This window comes from Magnetospira sp. QH-2 (genome assembly GCF_000968135.1).
Taxonomy (GTDB): Bacteria; Pseudomonadota; Alphaproteobacteria; order Rhodospirillales; family Magnetospiraceae; genus Magnetospira.
In genome coordinates this window covers 1,833,164-1,850,118 of sequence record NZ_FO538765.1, presented here as the reverse complement: position 1 = coordinate 1,850,118, position 16,955 = coordinate 1,833,164, and the positions used below count along the sequence as shown (strand labels likewise).

Below are 16,955 nucleotides of genomic sequence, written 5' to 3'. Positions count from 1 at the left end.
GAATGAGGCAGCCCCCATGAACGATCTTTTCCAGGCGGACGGCGCGACCACCGGCGGCTATTCGGCCAAGGACATCGAGGTCCTCGAAGGCCTGGAGCCCGTCCGGCGGCGTCCGGGCATGTATATCGGCGGCACCGATGAGCGAGCCCTGCATCACCTGGTGGCCGAAGTATTGGATAATTCCATGGACGAGGCCGTGGCCGGGCATGCCAGCCGCATTGAATTGGAATTGGGCGTGGATAACCGCGTCACCGTGCGCGACAACGGGCGCGGCATCCCGGTGGATAAACACCCCAAGATGCGTGAAAAATCGGCGCTGGAAGTGATTTTGACCACCCTGCACTCCGGCGGCAAATTCGGCGGCAAGGCCTATGAGACCTCCGGCGGTCTGCACGGCGTGGGTATTTCGGTGGTCAATGCCCTGGCGGAAAAGCTGGAAGTTGAAGTGGCCCGTGACCGGGAGCTCTGGGCCCAGAGTTACGAGCGCGGCAAACCACTGACCAAGCTGCGCAACATGGGCGCGACACAGAACCGGCGCGGCACAACGGTGATTTTTCAGCCCGACACGCAGATTTTCGGTCACCGTCTGCATTTCAAGCCCTCGATCCTGTACAAACTGGTCCGCTCCAAGGCTTACCTGTTCCGTGGCGTCGAGATCCGCTGGTCTTGCGATCCGTCTTTGCTGAAAGAAGAAGACAAGACCCCGCAACAAGCCACCCTGCACTTCCCTGGCGGTCTGTCCGATTTTCTGGCCGCCAGCCTGGACGGACGGGCCATGGTCACCCCCACTCCCTTCGCCGGAACCGCTCAGTTTCCGGACAATGCGGGTAAGATGGAATGGGCGGTAGCCTGGCCCGAGGATGACGAGGCCTTTTTCAATTCCTACTGCAATACCGTCCCCACCCCCCAGGGCGGCACCCACGAGACCGGCCTGCGCACCGCCCTACTGCGCGGCCTGAAGGCCCACGGCGAGTTGGTCAACAACCGCCAGGCCGCCAAGATGACCGCCGACGACCTGGTGGGCGGTGCCTGCATCATGCTGTCGGTGTTTATCCGCGACCCGCAGTTCCAGGGCCAAACCAAGGAGAAGCTCTCCACCGCCGAAGCCTCGCGCCTGGTGGAAAATGCCGTACGGGACCATTTCGACCACTGGCTGTCCGGCGATCCGGACGGGGCCAAGGCCCTGTTGGAGCGCATCGTCGATCGGGCCAATTCCCGCCTGCGCAAAAAGCAGGACAAGGAAATGAAGCGGGCCTCGGCCACCAAGCGCCTGCGCCTGCCCGGCAAGCTCGCCGACTGCTCGCGCTCCATCCAGCAAGGCACAGAACTGTTCATCGTCGAGGGTGACTCCGCCGGAGGCTCGGCCAAGCAGGCCCGCCGCCGCGATACCCAAGCGGTCCTGCCTTTGCGTGGCAAGATCCTCAACGTCGCCTCGGCCTCCGCCGACAAACTGCGCGGCAACCAGGAACTGTCCGATCTACAGGAAGCCCTGGGCTGCGGCACGCGGGACAATTACAGCGAGGAGGCCCTGCGCTACGAGAAGATCATCATCATGACCGATGCGGATGTGGATGGTGCCCATATCGCCTCCTTGTTGATGACGTATTTCTTTAGAGAGATGCCGAAACTGATTGAAACTGGACACCTTTTTATCGCCCTTCCACCTTTGTTTCGCATCGCTCAGGGGGGCAAGGTCTTCTATGCCCGCGACGAGGCGCACAAGGAAGAATTGATGGCCAAGGAGTTTTCGGGACGAGGCAAGATCGAGGTCAGCCGCTTCAAGGGACTGGGCGAGATGCCCCCGGCACAGCTCAAGGAGACCACCATGGACCCGGCCTCGCGGATCCTGCTCAAGGTCTCGGTCCCCATGGGCCATAGCGAGGACGAAATCGAGGAAGCCAAGGAGACCGCCTCGCTGGTGGAACAACTCATGGGCCGCAAGCCGGAAGCCCGCATGGCTTTCATCCAGGACCAGGCCAAGTTCGTCGAGGACCTGGACGTCTAAAACTAAATTACTGACTGAATGACCCGTTTCAAAATCTCGTGTGAGCGAGCGTGCATGTAGGGCTTGTTATAGGCTGAACTGGCCAAAGCGACGACCATCTGGAGATCTGGAACAACGTAGATCTTGTTGCCGCCATTTCCAGAGGCAAAGAAACATGCCAGCTTCTGACCGTTCCGGTCCATGGCTAGACACCACCAATGATAGCCGTACCCTGCATGCTTTTCATCGGGGAGCAAGGTCCGGCATCGAGATACCTCTCGCACCCAATCCTCTGAAACGATCGTGCGCCCGTTCCAAGCGCCACCATTGAGCATCATCTGCCCCAACTTGAGCATATCCCGTCCACTTAGCGCCATAAACCCCTGCCCGGCGGGGGTTCCCTGGGGCGAAGATTGCCAGAGAAGGCTGTGGATCCCTAGTGGCTCGAACAGATATTGCATCGCATATTCCAGCAAGGGCTGCTCCGTTGCCGCTTCGAGCAGCCCCGCCAGGAGCATGCTGTTGACCCCGGCATAGGCCCATTTCTGGCCGGGCTCGGCGCTCATTGGCAGATCTAGCGCATAGCGGATCCAGTCGGGTGAATTGAGCATGGCCTCTTCATTTCCCGGTGTCGCTCGATCATTGTCGTCGGCGTCCAGACCGGACCTCATCATCAGCAGGTCCCTGATCTTGATTGACGCCTTCCGATCATCCAGGTCCCGAAGCGGTTCATAGCCATGGAAGTAGGGTAAAACCCGGTGGTCAACGGAGGGAATCACGCCTTGATCAATGGCGATCCCAACCAAAGTCGAAGTCATACTCTTACCCGCAGAGCGGATATCGTGCAGGCTGCCGGTATCGTAGCCATTGAAGTAACCCTCGAAGGCCAACCTTCCATGCCGTGCAACGAGCAGGGAATGAAAATCCGAATGGGCGTCCTTTTCAATGGATTTAACAACCGCCTGAAACGTTTCTCCGTCCAGGCCTGCCCGATGCAGAGACGACACACGCCAACCGTCGCCCAGAAACCGAGGCTGATTTTCAAAGTTGCTTAACACCGACATCGCTCTCCTGTCCCTTTGACCGAAGGCTTTTCATCCCCCTTCGGGAACGATCGTGCCACAAGCCATAGAGCCTCCACCACTCCCTTTAAAAATACACCCCTGCGGCCCATAATGGTCGAACCATGAGGCGCCCCTTAACGGATGACCGATTAATTTGTCTTTTGATATCTGGACTCTGAATCTATTTGTTCGCGTCGCCGCCCTAGGTGCCATCGGGCGAGCCGGGGCCGAGTTCAATCTTTCCACCACCAATGCCTCCCAACGCATTCAGAAACTCGAAGCCGATCTCAAAGTCAAATTGCTCAACCGCACCACCAGAACCGTCTCGCTGACTCCGGACGGCGAACTGTTTCTCGAACATGCCAAGCGGATTCTCGAAGATGTGGAAGATGCCCGCACGGCGCTCTCCCATAGTGCGCAATCGGTTTCCGGGACTTTGCGCGTCACCGCCTCGGCCTCCTTTGGGCGATCGCATATCGTGCCTTTCGTGCCCGAGTTCCTGCGGCTCTATCCCCATGTGATGCTGGATTTGAACCTGACCGATACCGTTGTGGATATTGTCGAGCAGGGTTTCGATCTCGCCTTTCGCATCGGTGAGTTGGCGCCGTCAAGCCTGCTGGCACAGAAGATCGACGAGAACCCCGTACTCCTGGTGGCCGCACCGGCCTATCTCGCCCGTTCCGGAATCCCAGAAACACCGCGAGAGCTGGTCAAACATGCCTGCCTGACTTTGGGAAAAACCAATAGCTGGCAACTGATTGGCGAAGATAGCGCGGTTCATGATATTCCGGTGTCCGGGCCCGTTAGGGTCGATCTTGGCGATGCGGTTGGGGAATGGTCGGTGGCGGGATTGGGCATCGGCCAAGCCTCCCTTTGGCATGCCGGGCCGGATATCCGAGCGGGACGGCTGGTTGCTGTGTTGCCGCGCTACCGGGTCTGGCCCGAACGCAAGATCTGGGCGGTGCGCCCCCCTGGTCGGTTAATGCCCGCCCGGGTCAAGGCGTTCCTCGACTTCATGCAGGCGCATATCGTCAAAACCAACCAACAGCGTTATGGCGACCTTTTGTAGGGGCCATTATACCATTCAGTGGGATAATGATTCCCGAAATCATCAGATAGTTATGATCAATGGGATGCGTATCATGCGGACCAGAAACCAATGGAGACCGCATTATGGATACCGCTTCCCCTCTCAATGATGTCCAGGCCCAGATCCTTGAGGCCTATCATTTTCGCCATGCCACCAAGGTATTCGACGCCGAGCGCAAAATCAGCGACAGGGAATTCGATACCATCCTCGAAACAGCGCGCCTGTCGCCCAGCTCTTTCGGCATGGAGCCTTGGCAGCTTCTGGTCATCCAAACCCCGGAGAAGCGCGAGCTGTTCCGGGATTTCACCTGGGGTGCCAATGGCGCCACCAATGGCACCGCCGGGCAGTTGGGCACCTCGAGCCATTTCTGCATTTTCTTGGCCCACACGGGCGCGACCATGACCCACCATTCCGAATATCTACAGAACCATATGAAAGAGGTCAAACAGCTTCCCGAGGATGTCATCGGCTTCATCAATGGCGCCTATCAGAAGTTCCAGGATCAGGATTTCAAGATCCAGGGAGACCGGCAGATCAGCGACTGGTCGGCCCGCCAGGCCTATATCGCGCTGGGCAACATGATGACCACCGCCGCATTGATGGGTATCGACTCCTGCCCCATCGAAGGCTTCGAGGTGGACAAGACCATTGCCGTATTGGAAAAGCATTTCAATATCGATCCGGCACGCTACAAGCCTGCTGTCATGGTCGCTTTCGGCTATCGCGCCGATGGGCCCATGTTCCCCAAAACCCGACGCGAAATGGCCGATGTGGTTAGCTGGGCCTGAACAATGACGAAGAAAACATCCTTTCAGGCCATCAACCGAGGCTACAACACGGTTTTCCAACCAAACCGCCTGAGCCTCGGATTGGTGGTGCCGCTGGAGACCTATGCCCAAGGCCCGGTACCGACCATGGCCCACCATTTGGAAAGGGTTCAATGGGCCGAAGAACTGGGGTTTTCTGCTCTTTGGTTGCGGGATGTGCCGTTCAACGTGCCCTCCTTCGGCGATGCGGGCCAGATGTTCGATCCCTTTGCCTACCTGGGCTTTCTGGCCGCCCGGACGGAGCGCATCGCTCTGGGGGTCGCCAGCATTATCCTTCCCCTGCGCCACCCGGCCCATGTAGCCAAGGCGGCAGCCAGCGTCGATGTGTTATCCGGAGGACGCCTCATTCTGGGTGTGGCCTCGGGGGATCGACCGGAGGAATATCCGGCCCTCAACCTGCCCTTCGACGATCGCGGCGCGCTGTTTCAAGAAAGCTTCGACTATATTCAACGCATGTGGGAAGACGCTCCAACCTTCGAGAATCTTCATGGCAACCCTTATGGGGGCATGGATATGCTGCCCAAGCCATTGTCGGGAAAACTGCCGCTTCTGATCACCGGCGGCAGTCAGCAGTCTCCCGAATGGATCGCCGCGCATGGGGATGGGTGGATCACTTATCCGCGCAACATTTCCACTCAGGCACGGATCATCCATGACTGGCGGGCGCGGGTCAAAACCGCGGGTGGACCAGAGAAACCGGCCCTGCAATCGCTGTATATCGATCTGGTTGAAGATTCGAATGCCCCTCCGGAGCCGATTCACTTGGGGTTCCGATCAGGAATCCGGGCACTTCGAGACTATCTAAAATCGATACAGGAGATCGGCATTAACCATGTGGCCCTAAATCTGCGGTTCAACCAGGCCGACATCGAGTCCACCTTGAAGCGCCTGGCCGATGATCTCATGCCGGACTTTTCCGGCTAAAGGAGCAAGCATAATGCAAAAAACCATTCTCTTGACCGGCGCCACCGATGGAATCGGATTGGAAACGGCAAAAATGCTGGTCGGGGCAGGTCACCGCGTGCTGCTGCACGGACGCAACCCGGCGAAATTGGCACAGGTGGAAGAAGATCTCTCGGGTATCCCCGGTGGCGGGCCGCTGGAATGCTACAAGGCGGACCTATCACGACTGCCAGATGTGGAAGCGCTCGCCCAGGCGGTGATCGACAAGCATAGCAGCCTGGATGTCCTGATAAACAATGCAGGCATCTTCAAAACCCCCGATCCCATCACCCCAACGGGGCTCGATGTGCGCTTCATGGTCAATACCATCGCCCCCTATCGGCTGACCCAACGGCTGTTGCCATTGATGGGATGCGATGGGCGGGTGGTCAATCTGTCTTCCGCCGCCCAGTCTCCGGTCGATCTTCGGGCCTTGGCCGGTGGGGTCGAACTCTCCGATTTCGAGGCCTATGCGCAGAGCAAGCTGGCCCTCACCATGTGGTCACGGACCCTGGCAGAGTCGCTCAAGGAGAGCGGGCCCTTGGTCGTGGCCGTCAATCCCGGCTCCATGCTGGCGAGCAAGATGGTGAAGGAAGGCTTCGGTGTGGCCGGGAACGATATCCGCATCGGCGCGGATATCCTGATGCGCGCGGCCCTGAGCGATGAATTCGATGGCGCTTCGGGCCAGTACTATGACAATGATTCCCGGTGCTTCGCTCCTCCCCACCCTGACGCTCTCGACGCAGGACGATGCCAAGAGGTTGTGCGCGGGATCGAAGCGGTATTGGAGAAAGCGCTGTAGTTCCCTTTCCCAAGGCCATCGGACTATTCAAACGCCGCATCTTGCTGCGCCATGGTCTTTTCGATGAAGCCGTCGGCTCTCATGGATTTCAGGGCGCTGCGGAATCTGTCCACCATGGATGGCGAATTGGCCAGCCCCCCGGCAAGCCAGACGGGACTGGCCTTGACTGGTTGGCCAAAACGGATCTTCTGGCGATTGATGATGTCGATGCCTGCAAAGATATACTTCGCCTCGGCGATGGAGCCGTACCAGGCATCCAGTCGTCCGTTTATCAGCATGCGGACCAGGGCCTTATCGTTTGAAACCGGCACCAGGTTGGTAAAGCCCTCTTTTATCAGTTCCTCCTCCATGGAGGTTTCCCGCCATACGCCCAATCGCTTGAGGGTTCGAGCCTCGGCCTTGGTATCGACCGCCGTACCCAACGAAACAAATCCGAAAGTCATATCGAACAAGGGAGCGATCCAGGCGAAGCGATCCTCTCGTTTGGCTGTGCGAGAGAAGGGCACAATCAAGGTATCAGACCCCGACTCGGTTTTCCCAACGGCCCGGCCCCAAGGAACAAACCGCTCATCCAACGTGATGGCTGCGCGTTTCGATGCTTCTCGGGTGAGTCTCAGAGAGATCCCTGGCTCGCTCTCATCGAGCATGGTTTGACCGGGAATTTCAGTCATATACAAGGTCGCTGGCTCCGCGCTCCAGACCGTTTTCTGCAGCAAAAGACCGCCAACAAGCAAGCCAAACCCGAAAGTTATCAGTGATCTCAATTTCGTACCCCGCTTGCATATGAATGATCGGTGGCGGTGAACGCCTACTGGTAGCGGCTCAAAATAGCCCTTGTGGTTCCATCCGCTGCCATGGCCGCCAATGCCGCATTGAGTTTTTCCGTAAGACCCGCCGCCTCGAAACCGATCAGATTCTTCGGCACACCAATGTGATTGGGATCCAAGGAAATCGGTGTATCCGATGGCTTTAGTTGCGCGAAATCCACCCCTTGAAGACGCGCCAGAAACTTCGCGGCGGCAATGTCGCCCGGGATAATCGCGGCATCGAGGCGCCCTTTGATCAGCATCTTGAGGCTGACCTGTTTCTCACTGTCTTCAAATAGATTCAGTTGAGGCCGGACGCGATCAAACTCGCCCGCGTAATAGCTGGCCGTGGGAATCCCGATGTGCTTTCCAATCAGGTCCTCAAAGCGGAAGAAAGGAAACGGTCTGGCTGCAGCCTGCCACAGCAAAACACGATCAATAAACATTGAGTCACTAAACAGGTACTTTGCCTTCCGCTCTTCCGTCACCGAAAAAGCGGTGATGATACAAAGACCATCAAGAGCTGTCTTCTGTGCCCGCTTCCAAGGGAAATTCAAGATGCGCGACCTATAACCGGCCCGGCGCACCGCTTCGGCAGCAACCTCGATAGCGTATCCCTTGGGATTTCCCGAAGAGTCCACATAGTGCTTCGGATGCCCTTGAGCTCTGGCGCAAATGGCAAGATCCATCGCCGCCGCCGGCATTGCCCCTCCCAGAAGGGCGAGAACAAACAGAATGACACGAACCCCCAAGGCATCCCCCTTTAGAACACTTCACCCATCGCGTCTGGAATGATACCCGGTATTCTGGGTGTCCGCACCCATTCTCCTATGCCACCATCCTCACGGAAACAGCGGCAACTGCTCCAATCCTTGGGTTTCCGGAAAGCCGCACATCACATTCATACTTTGCACCAATTGCCCCGAGGCCCCCTTGACCAGGTTGTCGATGGCGGAGAGGACGATGGCCCGTCCCGGCAGCCGGTCCTGGAACACCCCGACCATCACATGGTTCGAGCCGCGCACATGGCGGGTGGACGGGGAATGGCCTTCGGGTACAATGGTAACGAAAGGCTCGTCGGCGTAGCGATCGGCCAGCAAAACGCGCAGGTCGTCCGCCGAGGCTCCGTTCCGCAGCTTCACATACATGGTCGCCAGGATGCCCCGATTCATGGGTACCAGGTGCGGCGTGAAAGCAATGGTCATATTCGTGCCGGAGGCCCAGCCCAAGCCTTGCTCGATCTCAGGCGCATGGCGGTGTCCGGCCACGCCATAGGCATGGAAGCCCTCGGACACTTCCGTATGGAGCACCCCTTCCTTGGCCGCCCGACCGGCCCCGGAAACGCCGGACTTGGCATCGATGATGATATCGTCGGTATCAATCAGACCTGCCGTCAACAACGGCACCAGGGGCACCTGGGCCGCCGTGGGATAGCAGCCCGGCCCAGCGACGATCCGCGCGCCGGCAATGGCTTCGCGATGGATCTCCGGAAGGCCATAGACCGCCTGCTCTTGCAAATCGAGGGCACTGTGGTCGAGACCATACCATTGCTTATAGACGGCGCCGTCCCGTAGCCGGAAATCCGCCGACAGATCAATAACCTTGATCCGTTCGGGCAGCTTGCGCACCAAGCCATGCATGGTCCCGTGGGGCAGACAGCCGAACACCACATCGATCCCCGACCAATCCACCTCGTCGATGGTGATCAGGGTCGGCAGATCGAGCATGGCGAATTGCGGAAAGACCGAGGCCATGGTTTGTCCCGCCTTGCGGTCGGCTGTCAGGGCAGCCAGTCGCACGCCGTCATGGCAAGACAAAAGCCTTACCAACTCGGCACCGGTATAGCCACTGGCACCTAGGACAGCCACATTGAGCGGGTTTTGCGAAACAGTCATGATCTCGATCTCCTAAAACAGGTCGGCCCCTTCTATCGCCTCGGACCGACGAGGACAAGCTAATGAAAAAAACCCGCCGGAGTCCGGCGGGTTTCGATAGGGGACCGTTTCCGGTGGGATAGAAAGAGTTAGCGGCGAAGGCGCGCCAGCAGTTTCCAGGCACCGGGCAAGATGGCGGCGGCCAGGATGATTTTCACCGCGTCCCCGGCAAGGAACGGCACCATGCCAAACATCAGTGCTTTTTCAAGACCAATGAGGCTGGCCAGATAGCTAACGCCCAGGCCATAAATGACCAGCATACCGAATACCATGGAAGCGACCGTGGTCAGCACATGACGGTCCCAGCCCCTCTGTGCCAGATGACCGACCAGACCGGCCGACAGCAGAAAGCCCAACAAATAGCCACCGGTGGGACCGGCCATATAGGCAAGACCAATACCCTTTTCAGGTGTTCCGGCAAACACCGGCAATCCGGCGGCGCCTTCGAGCAAATACAAAGCCACGGTGGCCATGCCGAGGCGCGGTCCGAAAGCGGCCCCGATCATCAAAACCACAAGCGGCTGCATGGTCATGGGCACCGGCCAGAAAGGAACTTGCAGCTTGGCCGACAGGGTCAGAAGCAAACTGCCCGCGAAGGCAATGAACAGGCCACGCACAATCGCGTTGTCGCGCTGGGCGGGCAATGCGGCGGACAGAAGCGTCGGATGGAAGGTATCAGCGTGCATCGGAACCTCGGACAATAGCGGTGAATTACCCGTTCGGTATAGCAGCCTTTTGCGGCGCGGTAAATGCCGTGCAGCGCATCAATTTCACGTGAATCGATTGCTCTTCGGGAAACCATTGGGAGGCAGCCGTCCGGCCTGAGCCCGCTTGCCACGCCAGGCGGTTAAATCCGTCTCCGTACGGGTGCGCTCGCCAAGGCTCCAAGTCAACCCGTCTTCCAGGGTGAACGTCTTGATATCCGACAGGCCGCCGTCCTTGTATTTTTGCAAGATCACGCCCCGCCCCCGGGTCATTACCGGCAATTCTTCGAGAGGAAAAACCAACAGCTTGCGGTTCTTACCCACGGTAGCCACCGAATCCCCGCTCGCCGCCAGGCAGAACTTGGCGGTGGCACCCTTGGCCACATTGAGGATCTGCTTGCCCGACCGGGTTTGAGCCAATACGTCGTTCTCCTCCACCTGGAAGCCCCGTCCATCCGAAGAGGCCAGCACGAGCTTGCGACCGGGCTTGTGGATAACTAGCGCGGCGATATCATGATCGTTCGGCAAATCGACCATCAACCGCACCGGCTCGCCCATGCCCCGCCCGCCGGGCAGCCTGTCGCCACCAAGGGTATAGAATCGCCCATTGGTGCCGAATACCAGCAGTTTGTCGGTGGTCTCGCAGCGCAGAACGAAACCCTCCCGGTCTCCCTCCTTGTACTTGACCTCGGACACGTCGGCGACGTGTCCCTTCATGGCCCGGATCCAGCCCTTTTCCGAGCAGAGTACGGTGATCGGTTCGCGCTCGATCATCACGTCCAGGGGGACCACCTCGGCACTGGGCGGCTCTCCGATCTCGGTACGACGACGCCCCAGTTCGGTCTTTTGGCCGAACTTCTTGCGGGTCTCGGCGATCTCTTCGGCAATGCGCTTCCAGCGGCGGCCATCATCGGCCAACAAGTCTTCCAAGTCGGTTTTCTCGGCGGAAAGCGCATCGTGCTCTCGACGCAGTTCCATCTCTTCAAGCTTGCGCAATTGACGCAGCCGCATATTGAGAATGGCCTCGGCCTGAATGTCCGTCAGATCGAAGGCCCGCATCAGGTCCTGCTTGGGCTCGTCCTCTTCGCGAATGATGCGGATCACTTCATCCAGGTTAAGGAAGGCGATGAGATAGCCTTCGAGGATATGTAAACGATGGGCGATCTTGCCCAGCCGAAATTCAGAGCGGCGCACCAACACCACATGGCGATGATCCAGAAACGCCTGAAGGGCCTCGCGCAGGGTCATCACCCGGGGCGTATTTTCGGCGTCCAACAGGTTCATGTTGAAGCCGACCCGGCCTTCCAATTCGGTCAGGCGGAACATCTGCTCCATCATCGCATTCGGATCGAGGGTCCGGTTGCGTGGTTCTAAGATCAGCCGAACCTCTTCGGTGGATTCGTCGCGCACATCGGCCAGAAACGGTAATTTGCGCTGATTCATCAAATCAGCGATTTTCTCGATCAACCGGGATTTTTGAACCTGATAGGGAATTTCGGTGACGACAATCTGGTACATGCCCAGACGCAACTTCTCCACCTCCCATCGGGCCCGCAGGCGGAACGCGCCGCGCCCGGTGCGATAGGCTTCGACAATGGTTTCGCGCGCGTCCACCAGAATTCCACCGGTGGGAAAATCCGGGCCTCGAACCATATCCACCAGCTTATCGATGGTCGCATTGGAATGCTTGATCAAATGGATCAGCGCGTCACAGAGTTCCCCGGCATTGTGTGGCGGCACGTTGGTGGCCATGCCCACGGCGATTCCCTGAGCGCCATTGGCCAGCAAATTGGGGAAAGCAGCGGGCAACACCACCGGCTCGTCTTCCTCGCCGTCATAGGTGGAGCGGAAATCAACGGTATCTTCATCGATACCATCGAGCAATGCCGTGGCCACTTCGGTCAGCCGGGCTTCCGTGTAGCGCATGGCCGCCGCGTTATCGCCGTCGATATTGCCGAAATTGCCTTGTCCATCCACCAGCGGATAGCGCTGGGCGAACTCCTGGGCCAAACGTACCATGGCGTCGTAGATGGCCTGATCTCCGTGAGGGTGATACTTGCCCATCACATCGCCGACGATACGGGCGCATTTCTTGAAGCCGGTTTTCGGATCAAGCTTCAATTGCCGCATGGCAAACAACAGCCGCCGGTGAACCGGCTTCAGGCCGTCACGCACATCGGGCAGCGAGCGAGACATGATGGTGGAGAGAGCATAAGAGAGATAGCGTTCGCCCAAGGCATCGGCGAGCCGGGTTTCCCGTATGTCTTCAGCCGGAGCAACTTCCGCTGCCATGTATCCTCTCCACGATCAGTCCACCATTGGCCAGATACAGTAGCCCCTTGGCCGAAAACGTCAATATGATGGGAGTTTCCGGCTTGTGGATAGAAGTTCCCCACGGCAAACGGGCACCCCTTTGCAGGGATGCCCGTCGCTGAAACTCAATCGCTGATCCGTAGAAAAATCAGGCGGATTCTTCTTCTTCGGCGACCCGGCTTTCAAGGTAGTCCATGCCACGGTCCCAGGCATACTTGCCGGCCACGGCGGCCACGAAGGCCGTACCAAGAGAAATGGTCAGACCACCACCGACGACACCGACCGTATAGGCGCTGATAGCCGTCGCCACACCGGCGCCGGAGGCTTCCTTGACCGTGTGCAGAGCCACGTCCTTGTTGGTGGCTTCGCCACGCGACTTGGCGCGAAGGCCCTGAGCCAGAGCGGCGGAACCGCCGACGATGCTACCGATTACGCCAACGCCGGGCGCGGATTGCGCCAGGAACGGTGCCAACTGAAAAGCCATATCAACCTCATCAAGCTAAATTACAAGAACCCCGGATTTCCCCCCCAGGGCGTCCGTGGCAGTGTACCTGTCGCGCGGCATTTTTCAAGCACTCAGGGATAAATTTGCAAACACTCCGAAACAATGGGTGAAATAAGCTTACACCCATTTCCTCCATGCACTTCTTTCGTATTACACAAAAATAATATGCCTTTTCACTCTTTAACCTCCCCTCATTGTCGCTATATTTTTAAGATCAAGAATCGCCCCGATACCAAGGGGTCCATCAGTTTGGGAGGAAGAACTCATGTGCGATCTCTTCGGTTGCGGCGATACTCCGTCGAACAAGCCCCTGCCCCCGGTCACCGACGACCAACGGCGCAACTTCATCAAAGGCCTGGCAGCCTTGCCGCTTGCCACGGTGCTGGCTTACCCGGAATTGGCGCGGGCTTCCGCTCATAGCGCCACCAAGCCAATCTCGATCAAGACCCCGTCCGGCGGCGAAGCCACCGGGGTCATCGCCATGCCCGATGTCACCCCCGCCCCGGCGGTGCTGCTGATCCACGAATGGTGGGGTTTGAACAACCAGATTAAGACCGTGGCGGCTGAATTCGCCAAGCTGGGCTATATTGCGATTGCCGTGGACATGTACGGTGGCAATGTGGCCACAGACCGCGAAGGCGCCATGAAATACATGAAGAGCGTCGATTCCACCAAAGGCACCGAGCAACTGGTGACCCTGGTGGACTGGCTGCGCAATCACAAACAATGCACCGGCAAGGTGGGCACCATCGGCTGGTGCTTCGGCGGTGGCTGGTCGCTCAATACCTCCCTGGCCACCCCGGTGGATGCCACGGTCATCTATTATGGCCGGGTGACCAAAACCGCTGCCCAGCTCGCTTCCCTGCAAAGCCCCGTCCTGGGCCATTTCGGCACTCAGGACAAAAGCATCAATGCCGCGATGGTGGGCGGTTTCGAAAAAGCCATGGCCGAGGCCGGAAAGACCGACCTCACGGTCCATTGGTATGACGCCAATCATGCCTTCGCCAACCCCACCGGATCCCGCTACGACGAAGAAGATGCGGCAACGGCCTGGGAACGAACCCTCGCCTTTTATGCCCAGCACCTTCGGTAACACTTTGATAAAAATATGAAAATACGGACGGCGCGCGGCATCACCCGCGCGCCGCTTTTCATTACTAAATAACCATTGTGTTTTTGTGAAACTTCTGACACAATACGATACGCAATCGAAACAAAAAGAGCCCCCTCGGATCATGAGTTCCCTTGGCCAAATCAGCCCTGAAATGCTCCTGCGAGCCTATGCGGCGGGAATTTTCCCCATGGCGGAAACCAAGGAAAGCCGCGAGCTGCTTTGGTTCGATCCGGAAGAGCGCGGCATCTTTCCGTTGGATGCCTTCCATGTCCCCCGCTCCCTACGCAAAAAAATCCGCAAGGGCCTCTTCGATGTCCGCTGTGATAGCGCCTTTACGGAGGTGGTCAATAATTGCGCCAAGACCACCGCCAACCGACAGGAGACCTGGATCAATGGCGAGATCTTCGATCTCGTTGGCCAGCTTCACCAGTTGGGTGTTGCCCACAGTGTCGAGTGTTGGAAAGACGGCAAACTGGTCGGCGGGCTCTATGGCATTGCCCTGGGCGGTGCGTTCTTTGGCGAAAGCATGTTCTCTGTCGCCACCGATGCCTCGAAGGTCGCGCTGGTGCACTTGGTGGCACGTCTGCGCATGGGCGGCTATACGCTTTTAGATGCGCAGTTCATCACCGAACATTTACAACGTTTCGGCGCCATTGCAATTCCGCGCCGGGACTACCATCAAATGCTGGCCGACGCCATGCAAGTCCAGGGTCAGTTCGAAGCAGCACCGGATTCAGGCAAGCTGACCGGCGCATTGGAAGACCTGTTCCGGCAGTCGAGCAGCCAGACATCATAAACAGGGTGTTCCATGCCGTTAAGTGCCGGACTGGAGGCAAACATCCAGCCTCGGAACAATCCTTTGGTGGGCTCCCCTTCCCTGATTTCCCAGATATCCATAAAGGCGGAACTTTCCGGTGTTTCCTCGGGCGGGCGCTTGTCGCAATGACGTGCAATAATTTCCAGATTGCGGAAATTGACCAACTGACCAATGGGGGCTTCGATGGTGGAGATGCGCGCCGTGACTTTGTCCAACCCTTGCAAAACAGCGGTATCCATTTCGGTGGCGGAAACCGACGCCCCCAAAAGCATAAACATCAAGACCTGAAACGCGAGGCGCATTGCCTTCTCCTCATAGTTGGGCCGGGTATAGCACCGGAATGAGGCAAGGTGAAGACAGCAGCGCTCCGCGACAACAAAGATAAAGAAACTTGGTTTCGTCCCGGTTCAGGGGCGCAGCCAAATTTGCCCAAGAAAGGAAACAAGTTCTTGTTCACTTTCTTGCAAGGAGCGATCCGTTGCGGACCCGCAAGATATGAAGGACATCAGACCGGTGGGATTATCAACGGCCCCCCCTTCCATGAGTACGCCGAAACGAGACACGCCGGACCAGCACCGATTCTTTCCTGACTCTGAAAGCCCGTGAACATAGAGAACGCTTGAAAACTTTGTATTGGTCCGTTTCACGTCTGATTCATTGAATGTCACCGGATCTTTCGCTGATCGCATCCAGTGACGGGCCTGCCGGACGGCATCGGCCGGATCATTCCAGTTTCCGCGGAAATACCACCCGTCGAACAGTTTATGCACCGAGGCCTTACCGCCATTCCAGGTCAGGCTTTCAACCCACTTGTTTCTGGTCGTCCCCATCTTTCTTTCAAGGCCTTCGAGGCGGGCCTTGAGCGGCTCGGAAAGGATCACGAGGCTTTCCCTGTTACTGCCTCCCCAATCAATGTCACCGCCGCTCCCTTCCGTAGTCTGACAAGCGGAAAGCGAGACCAGGCAGCATATAACTACCACCACCGATACAATGCGCATCACAAACTCCCCTCTTCTCAAGCCGAGCCCAGAAACAGAGGGGAAACTATAGAATGTATTGGTGTATCTTAAAAGAAATAACCCCTTATGGCGTTCCTGGGGTCGCCCCACCACCCGGATTAGTCGCCAGAAAAATGATCTCACCCACCTGATCCTCTAGCGACCGGTAATCCTGGGTCCGGGTCAGAGCGCCGCCCGCCGCCACCATCTCCGTGGCCTGGCCGGGAGTCAGGCGAATATACTTGCCGCCCAGAATGCCTTCGCTGCCAATGGATGCAACCGTGTCAGCGGGGAGTTTCACATCCGGAGATATGGACAGGGTCACCACGGCATCATAGGTCTGCGGATCCAGATGGCGATCCATCACGGTGCCTACCTTGATGCCGCTGATGCGTACATCGGCGCCGACTGACAAGCCACCCAGTTTGAAGAAGGCGGCGGTCACCTTGTACCCGCTCACGGCGCTGACCTGCGCCGTGTTATAGGCAAAAAAGACGAACATGGCGGCAACCAGCAGCACCACCGCCCCCATGACTGTTTCCACCATATTCGAACGCATGGCTTGTTACCTTTCCTGGGTCGATTTTTCGGCGGTCATGCCGCGCTGGGAACGCCCCTGGGAGATGATCATCTCCAGCAGATCTTCGACCACCATGGATTCCTGGGTAAACCCGATGGAATCCCCCGATTTCATGTTTTCCGGATCGCCGCCCGGTTCCAACACCACGAACTTCGATCCAAAGAGACCATCCGTATGGATGGCCGCCGAGGTATCCATGGGCAGTTTGACGTGGTCGTCGATCAAAAGCACCAATTCGGCCCGAAAGGCCCCGGGTTGCAGCCGCTGAGAAGCGACCTTGCCGACTTGAATACCGCCCAGAGTCACTTCATCGCCGACAGCCAAGCCATCGACCCGATTGAACGACGCGCTGATCTCATAGCCGCCGGTGGGCTTGGCCTGTCCACGCCCATAGGAAAGGGCCAGCACGACCGCCAGCCCGCAGAGGGCCGCGGCCCCAACCCATTGTTCCTTGCTTCGGCTACGCATGTGCTAA

The 16,955-nt window shown here is 58.1% G+C and carries 18 protein-coding genes; 7 read left to right on the top strand and 11 right to left on the bottom strand.

Translation table 11 applies throughout. From position 1 onward, the window contains the following. The first annotated feature begins 16 nt into the window (after positions 1 to 16). Entirely contained in the window at positions 17 to 2,005 is a 1,989-nt protein-coding gene (gene parE, locus MGMAQ_RS08695) for a DNA topoisomerase IV subunit B (protein ID WP_046021232.1), read from the top strand. A 2-nt stretch (positions 2,006 to 2,007) separates the two neighbouring features. Here parE and MGMAQ_RS08690 read toward each other — a convergent pair whose 3' ends face one another. Beyond that, positions 2,008 to 3,048 (bottom strand): serine hydrolase, encoded by a 1,041-nt coding sequence (locus tag MGMAQ_RS08690; protein ID WP_052716263.1) that lies wholly within the window; start codon positions 3,046 to 3,048, stop codon positions 2,008 to 2,010. Positions 3,049 to 3,202: 154 nt separating this feature from the next. On the opposite strand from MGMAQ_RS08690, the gene MGMAQ_RS08685 reads away from it, so the two are divergent. The 4 genes from MGMAQ_RS08685 (at position 3,203) to MGMAQ_RS08670 (ending at position 6,709) form a co-directional block, all read left to right on the top strand. Further along, on the top strand, positions 3,203 to 4,117 hold the full coding sequence (locus MGMAQ_RS08685) for a LysR family transcriptional regulator (protein WP_046021231.1): 915 nt from the start codon (positions 3,203 to 3,205) through the stop codon (positions 4,115 to 4,117). 104 nt (positions 4,118 to 4,221) lie between these two features. Next, positions 4,222 to 4,926, top strand: coding sequence for an NAD(P)H-dependent oxidoreductase (locus MGMAQ_RS20705; protein WP_046021230.1), 705 nt, complete (start codon positions 4,222 to 4,224; stop codon positions 4,924 to 4,926). A 3-nt stretch (positions 4,927 to 4,929) separates the two neighbouring features. Further along, positions 4,930 to 5,889 (top strand): LLM class oxidoreductase, encoded by a 960-nt coding sequence (locus MGMAQ_RS20700; RefSeq protein WP_046021229.1) that lies wholly within the window; start codon positions 4,930 to 4,932, stop codon positions 5,887 to 5,889. Between the two features lie 13 nt (positions 5,890 to 5,902). Next, positions 5,903 to 6,709: an SDR family NAD(P)-dependent oxidoreductase gene (locus MGMAQ_RS08670; protein WP_046021228.1), complete on the top strand. Its 807-nt coding sequence runs from the start codon at positions 5,903 to 5,905 to the stop codon at positions 6,707 to 6,709. Between the two features lie 23 nt (positions 6,710 to 6,732). Here the strand turns inward: MGMAQ_RS08670 and MGMAQ_RS08665 are convergent, their stop codons facing one another. The 6 genes from MGMAQ_RS08665 to mamC all read right to left on the bottom strand — a co-directional run bounded on the left by MGMAQ_RS08665 (position 6,733) and on the right by mamC (position 12,950). Next, positions 6,733 to 7,152 (bottom strand): hypothetical protein, encoded by a 420-nt coding sequence (locus MGMAQ_RS08665; RefSeq protein ID WP_371258395.1) that lies wholly within the window; start codon positions 7,150 to 7,152, stop codon positions 6,733 to 6,735. A gap of 365 nt (positions 7,153 to 7,517) precedes the next feature. Next, positions 7,518 to 8,267, bottom strand: coding sequence for an ABC transporter substrate-binding protein (locus tag MGMAQ_RS08660; RefSeq protein WP_046021226.1), 750 nt, complete (start codon positions 8,265 to 8,267; stop codon positions 7,518 to 7,520). Positions 8,268 to 8,357: 90 nt separating this feature from the next. Then, complete coding sequence (gene argC, locus MGMAQ_RS08655; protein ID WP_046021225.1) at positions 8,358 to 9,410, bottom strand: N-acetyl-gamma-glutamyl-phosphate reductase; 1,053 nt, start codon at positions 9,408 to 9,410, stop codon at positions 8,358 to 8,360. A 128-nt stretch (positions 9,411 to 9,538) separates the two neighbouring features. Further along, positions 9,539 to 10,135 carry a biotin transporter BioY gene (locus MGMAQ_RS08650; RefSeq protein WP_046021224.1) on the bottom strand — a complete coding sequence of 199 codons (597 nt, stop codon included), beginning with the start codon at positions 10,133 to 10,135 and terminating at the stop codon, positions 9,539 to 9,541. Positions 10,136 to 10,219: 84 nt separating this feature from the next. Next, positions 10,220 to 12,445, bottom strand: a complete 2,226-nt coding sequence (gene parC, locus MGMAQ_RS08645) for a DNA topoisomerase IV subunit A (RefSeq protein WP_046021223.1) — start codon at positions 12,443 to 12,445, stop codon at positions 10,220 to 10,222. Between the two features lie 169 nt (positions 12,446 to 12,614). Then, positions 12,615 to 12,950, bottom strand: coding sequence for a magnetosome protein MamC (mamC, locus tag MGMAQ_RS08640; RefSeq protein WP_046021222.1), 336 nt, complete (start codon positions 12,948 to 12,950; stop codon positions 12,615 to 12,617). Between the two features lie 286 nt (positions 12,951 to 13,236). On the opposite strand from mamC, the gene MGMAQ_RS08635 reads away from it, so the two are divergent. Both MGMAQ_RS08635 and aat read left to right on the top strand, forming a co-directional pair. Beyond that, positions 13,237 to 14,064: a dienelactone hydrolase family protein gene (locus MGMAQ_RS08635; protein WP_046021221.1), complete on the top strand. Its 828-nt coding sequence runs from the start codon at positions 13,237 to 13,239 to the stop codon at positions 14,062 to 14,064. A 142-nt stretch (positions 14,065 to 14,206) separates the two neighbouring features. Further along, a complete protein-coding gene (gene aat / locus MGMAQ_RS08630) occupies positions 14,207 to 14,881 on the top strand; it encodes a leucyl/phenylalanyl-tRNA--protein transferase (RefSeq protein WP_046021220.1) in 675 nt (224 codons plus the stop codon). Here the strand turns inward: aat and MGMAQ_RS08625 are convergent. The 4 genes from MGMAQ_RS08625 to MGMAQ_RS08610 all read right to left on the bottom strand — a co-directional run bounded on the left by MGMAQ_RS08625 (position 14,797) and on the right by MGMAQ_RS08610 (position 16,948). Beyond that, a complete protein-coding gene (locus tag MGMAQ_RS08625; RefSeq protein WP_046021219.1) occupies positions 14,797 to 15,204 on the bottom strand; it encodes a DUF2155 domain-containing protein in 408 nt (135 codons plus the stop codon). The two genes, aat and MGMAQ_RS08625, sit on opposite strands and share 85 nt — an antisense overlap. A gap of 105 nt (positions 15,205 to 15,309) precedes the next feature. Further along, positions 15,310 to 15,900 carry a hypothetical protein gene (locus MGMAQ_RS08620; protein WP_148560904.1) on the bottom strand — a complete coding sequence of 197 codons (591 nt, stop codon included), beginning with the start codon at positions 15,898 to 15,900 and terminating at the stop codon, positions 15,310 to 15,312. An 85-nt stretch (positions 15,901 to 15,985) separates the two neighbouring features. Then, complete coding sequence (gene mlaD, locus MGMAQ_RS08615) at positions 15,986 to 16,459, bottom strand: outer membrane lipid asymmetry maintenance protein MlaD (RefSeq protein WP_046021217.1); 474 nt, start codon at positions 16,457 to 16,459, stop codon at positions 15,986 to 15,988. A 6-nt stretch (positions 16,460 to 16,465) separates the two neighbouring features. After that, positions 16,466 to 16,948, bottom strand: a complete 483-nt coding sequence (locus MGMAQ_RS08610; protein WP_046021216.1) for an MlaD family protein — start codon at positions 16,946 to 16,948, stop codon at positions 16,466 to 16,468. Between the last annotated feature and the right edge of the window lie 7 nt (positions 16,949 to 16,955).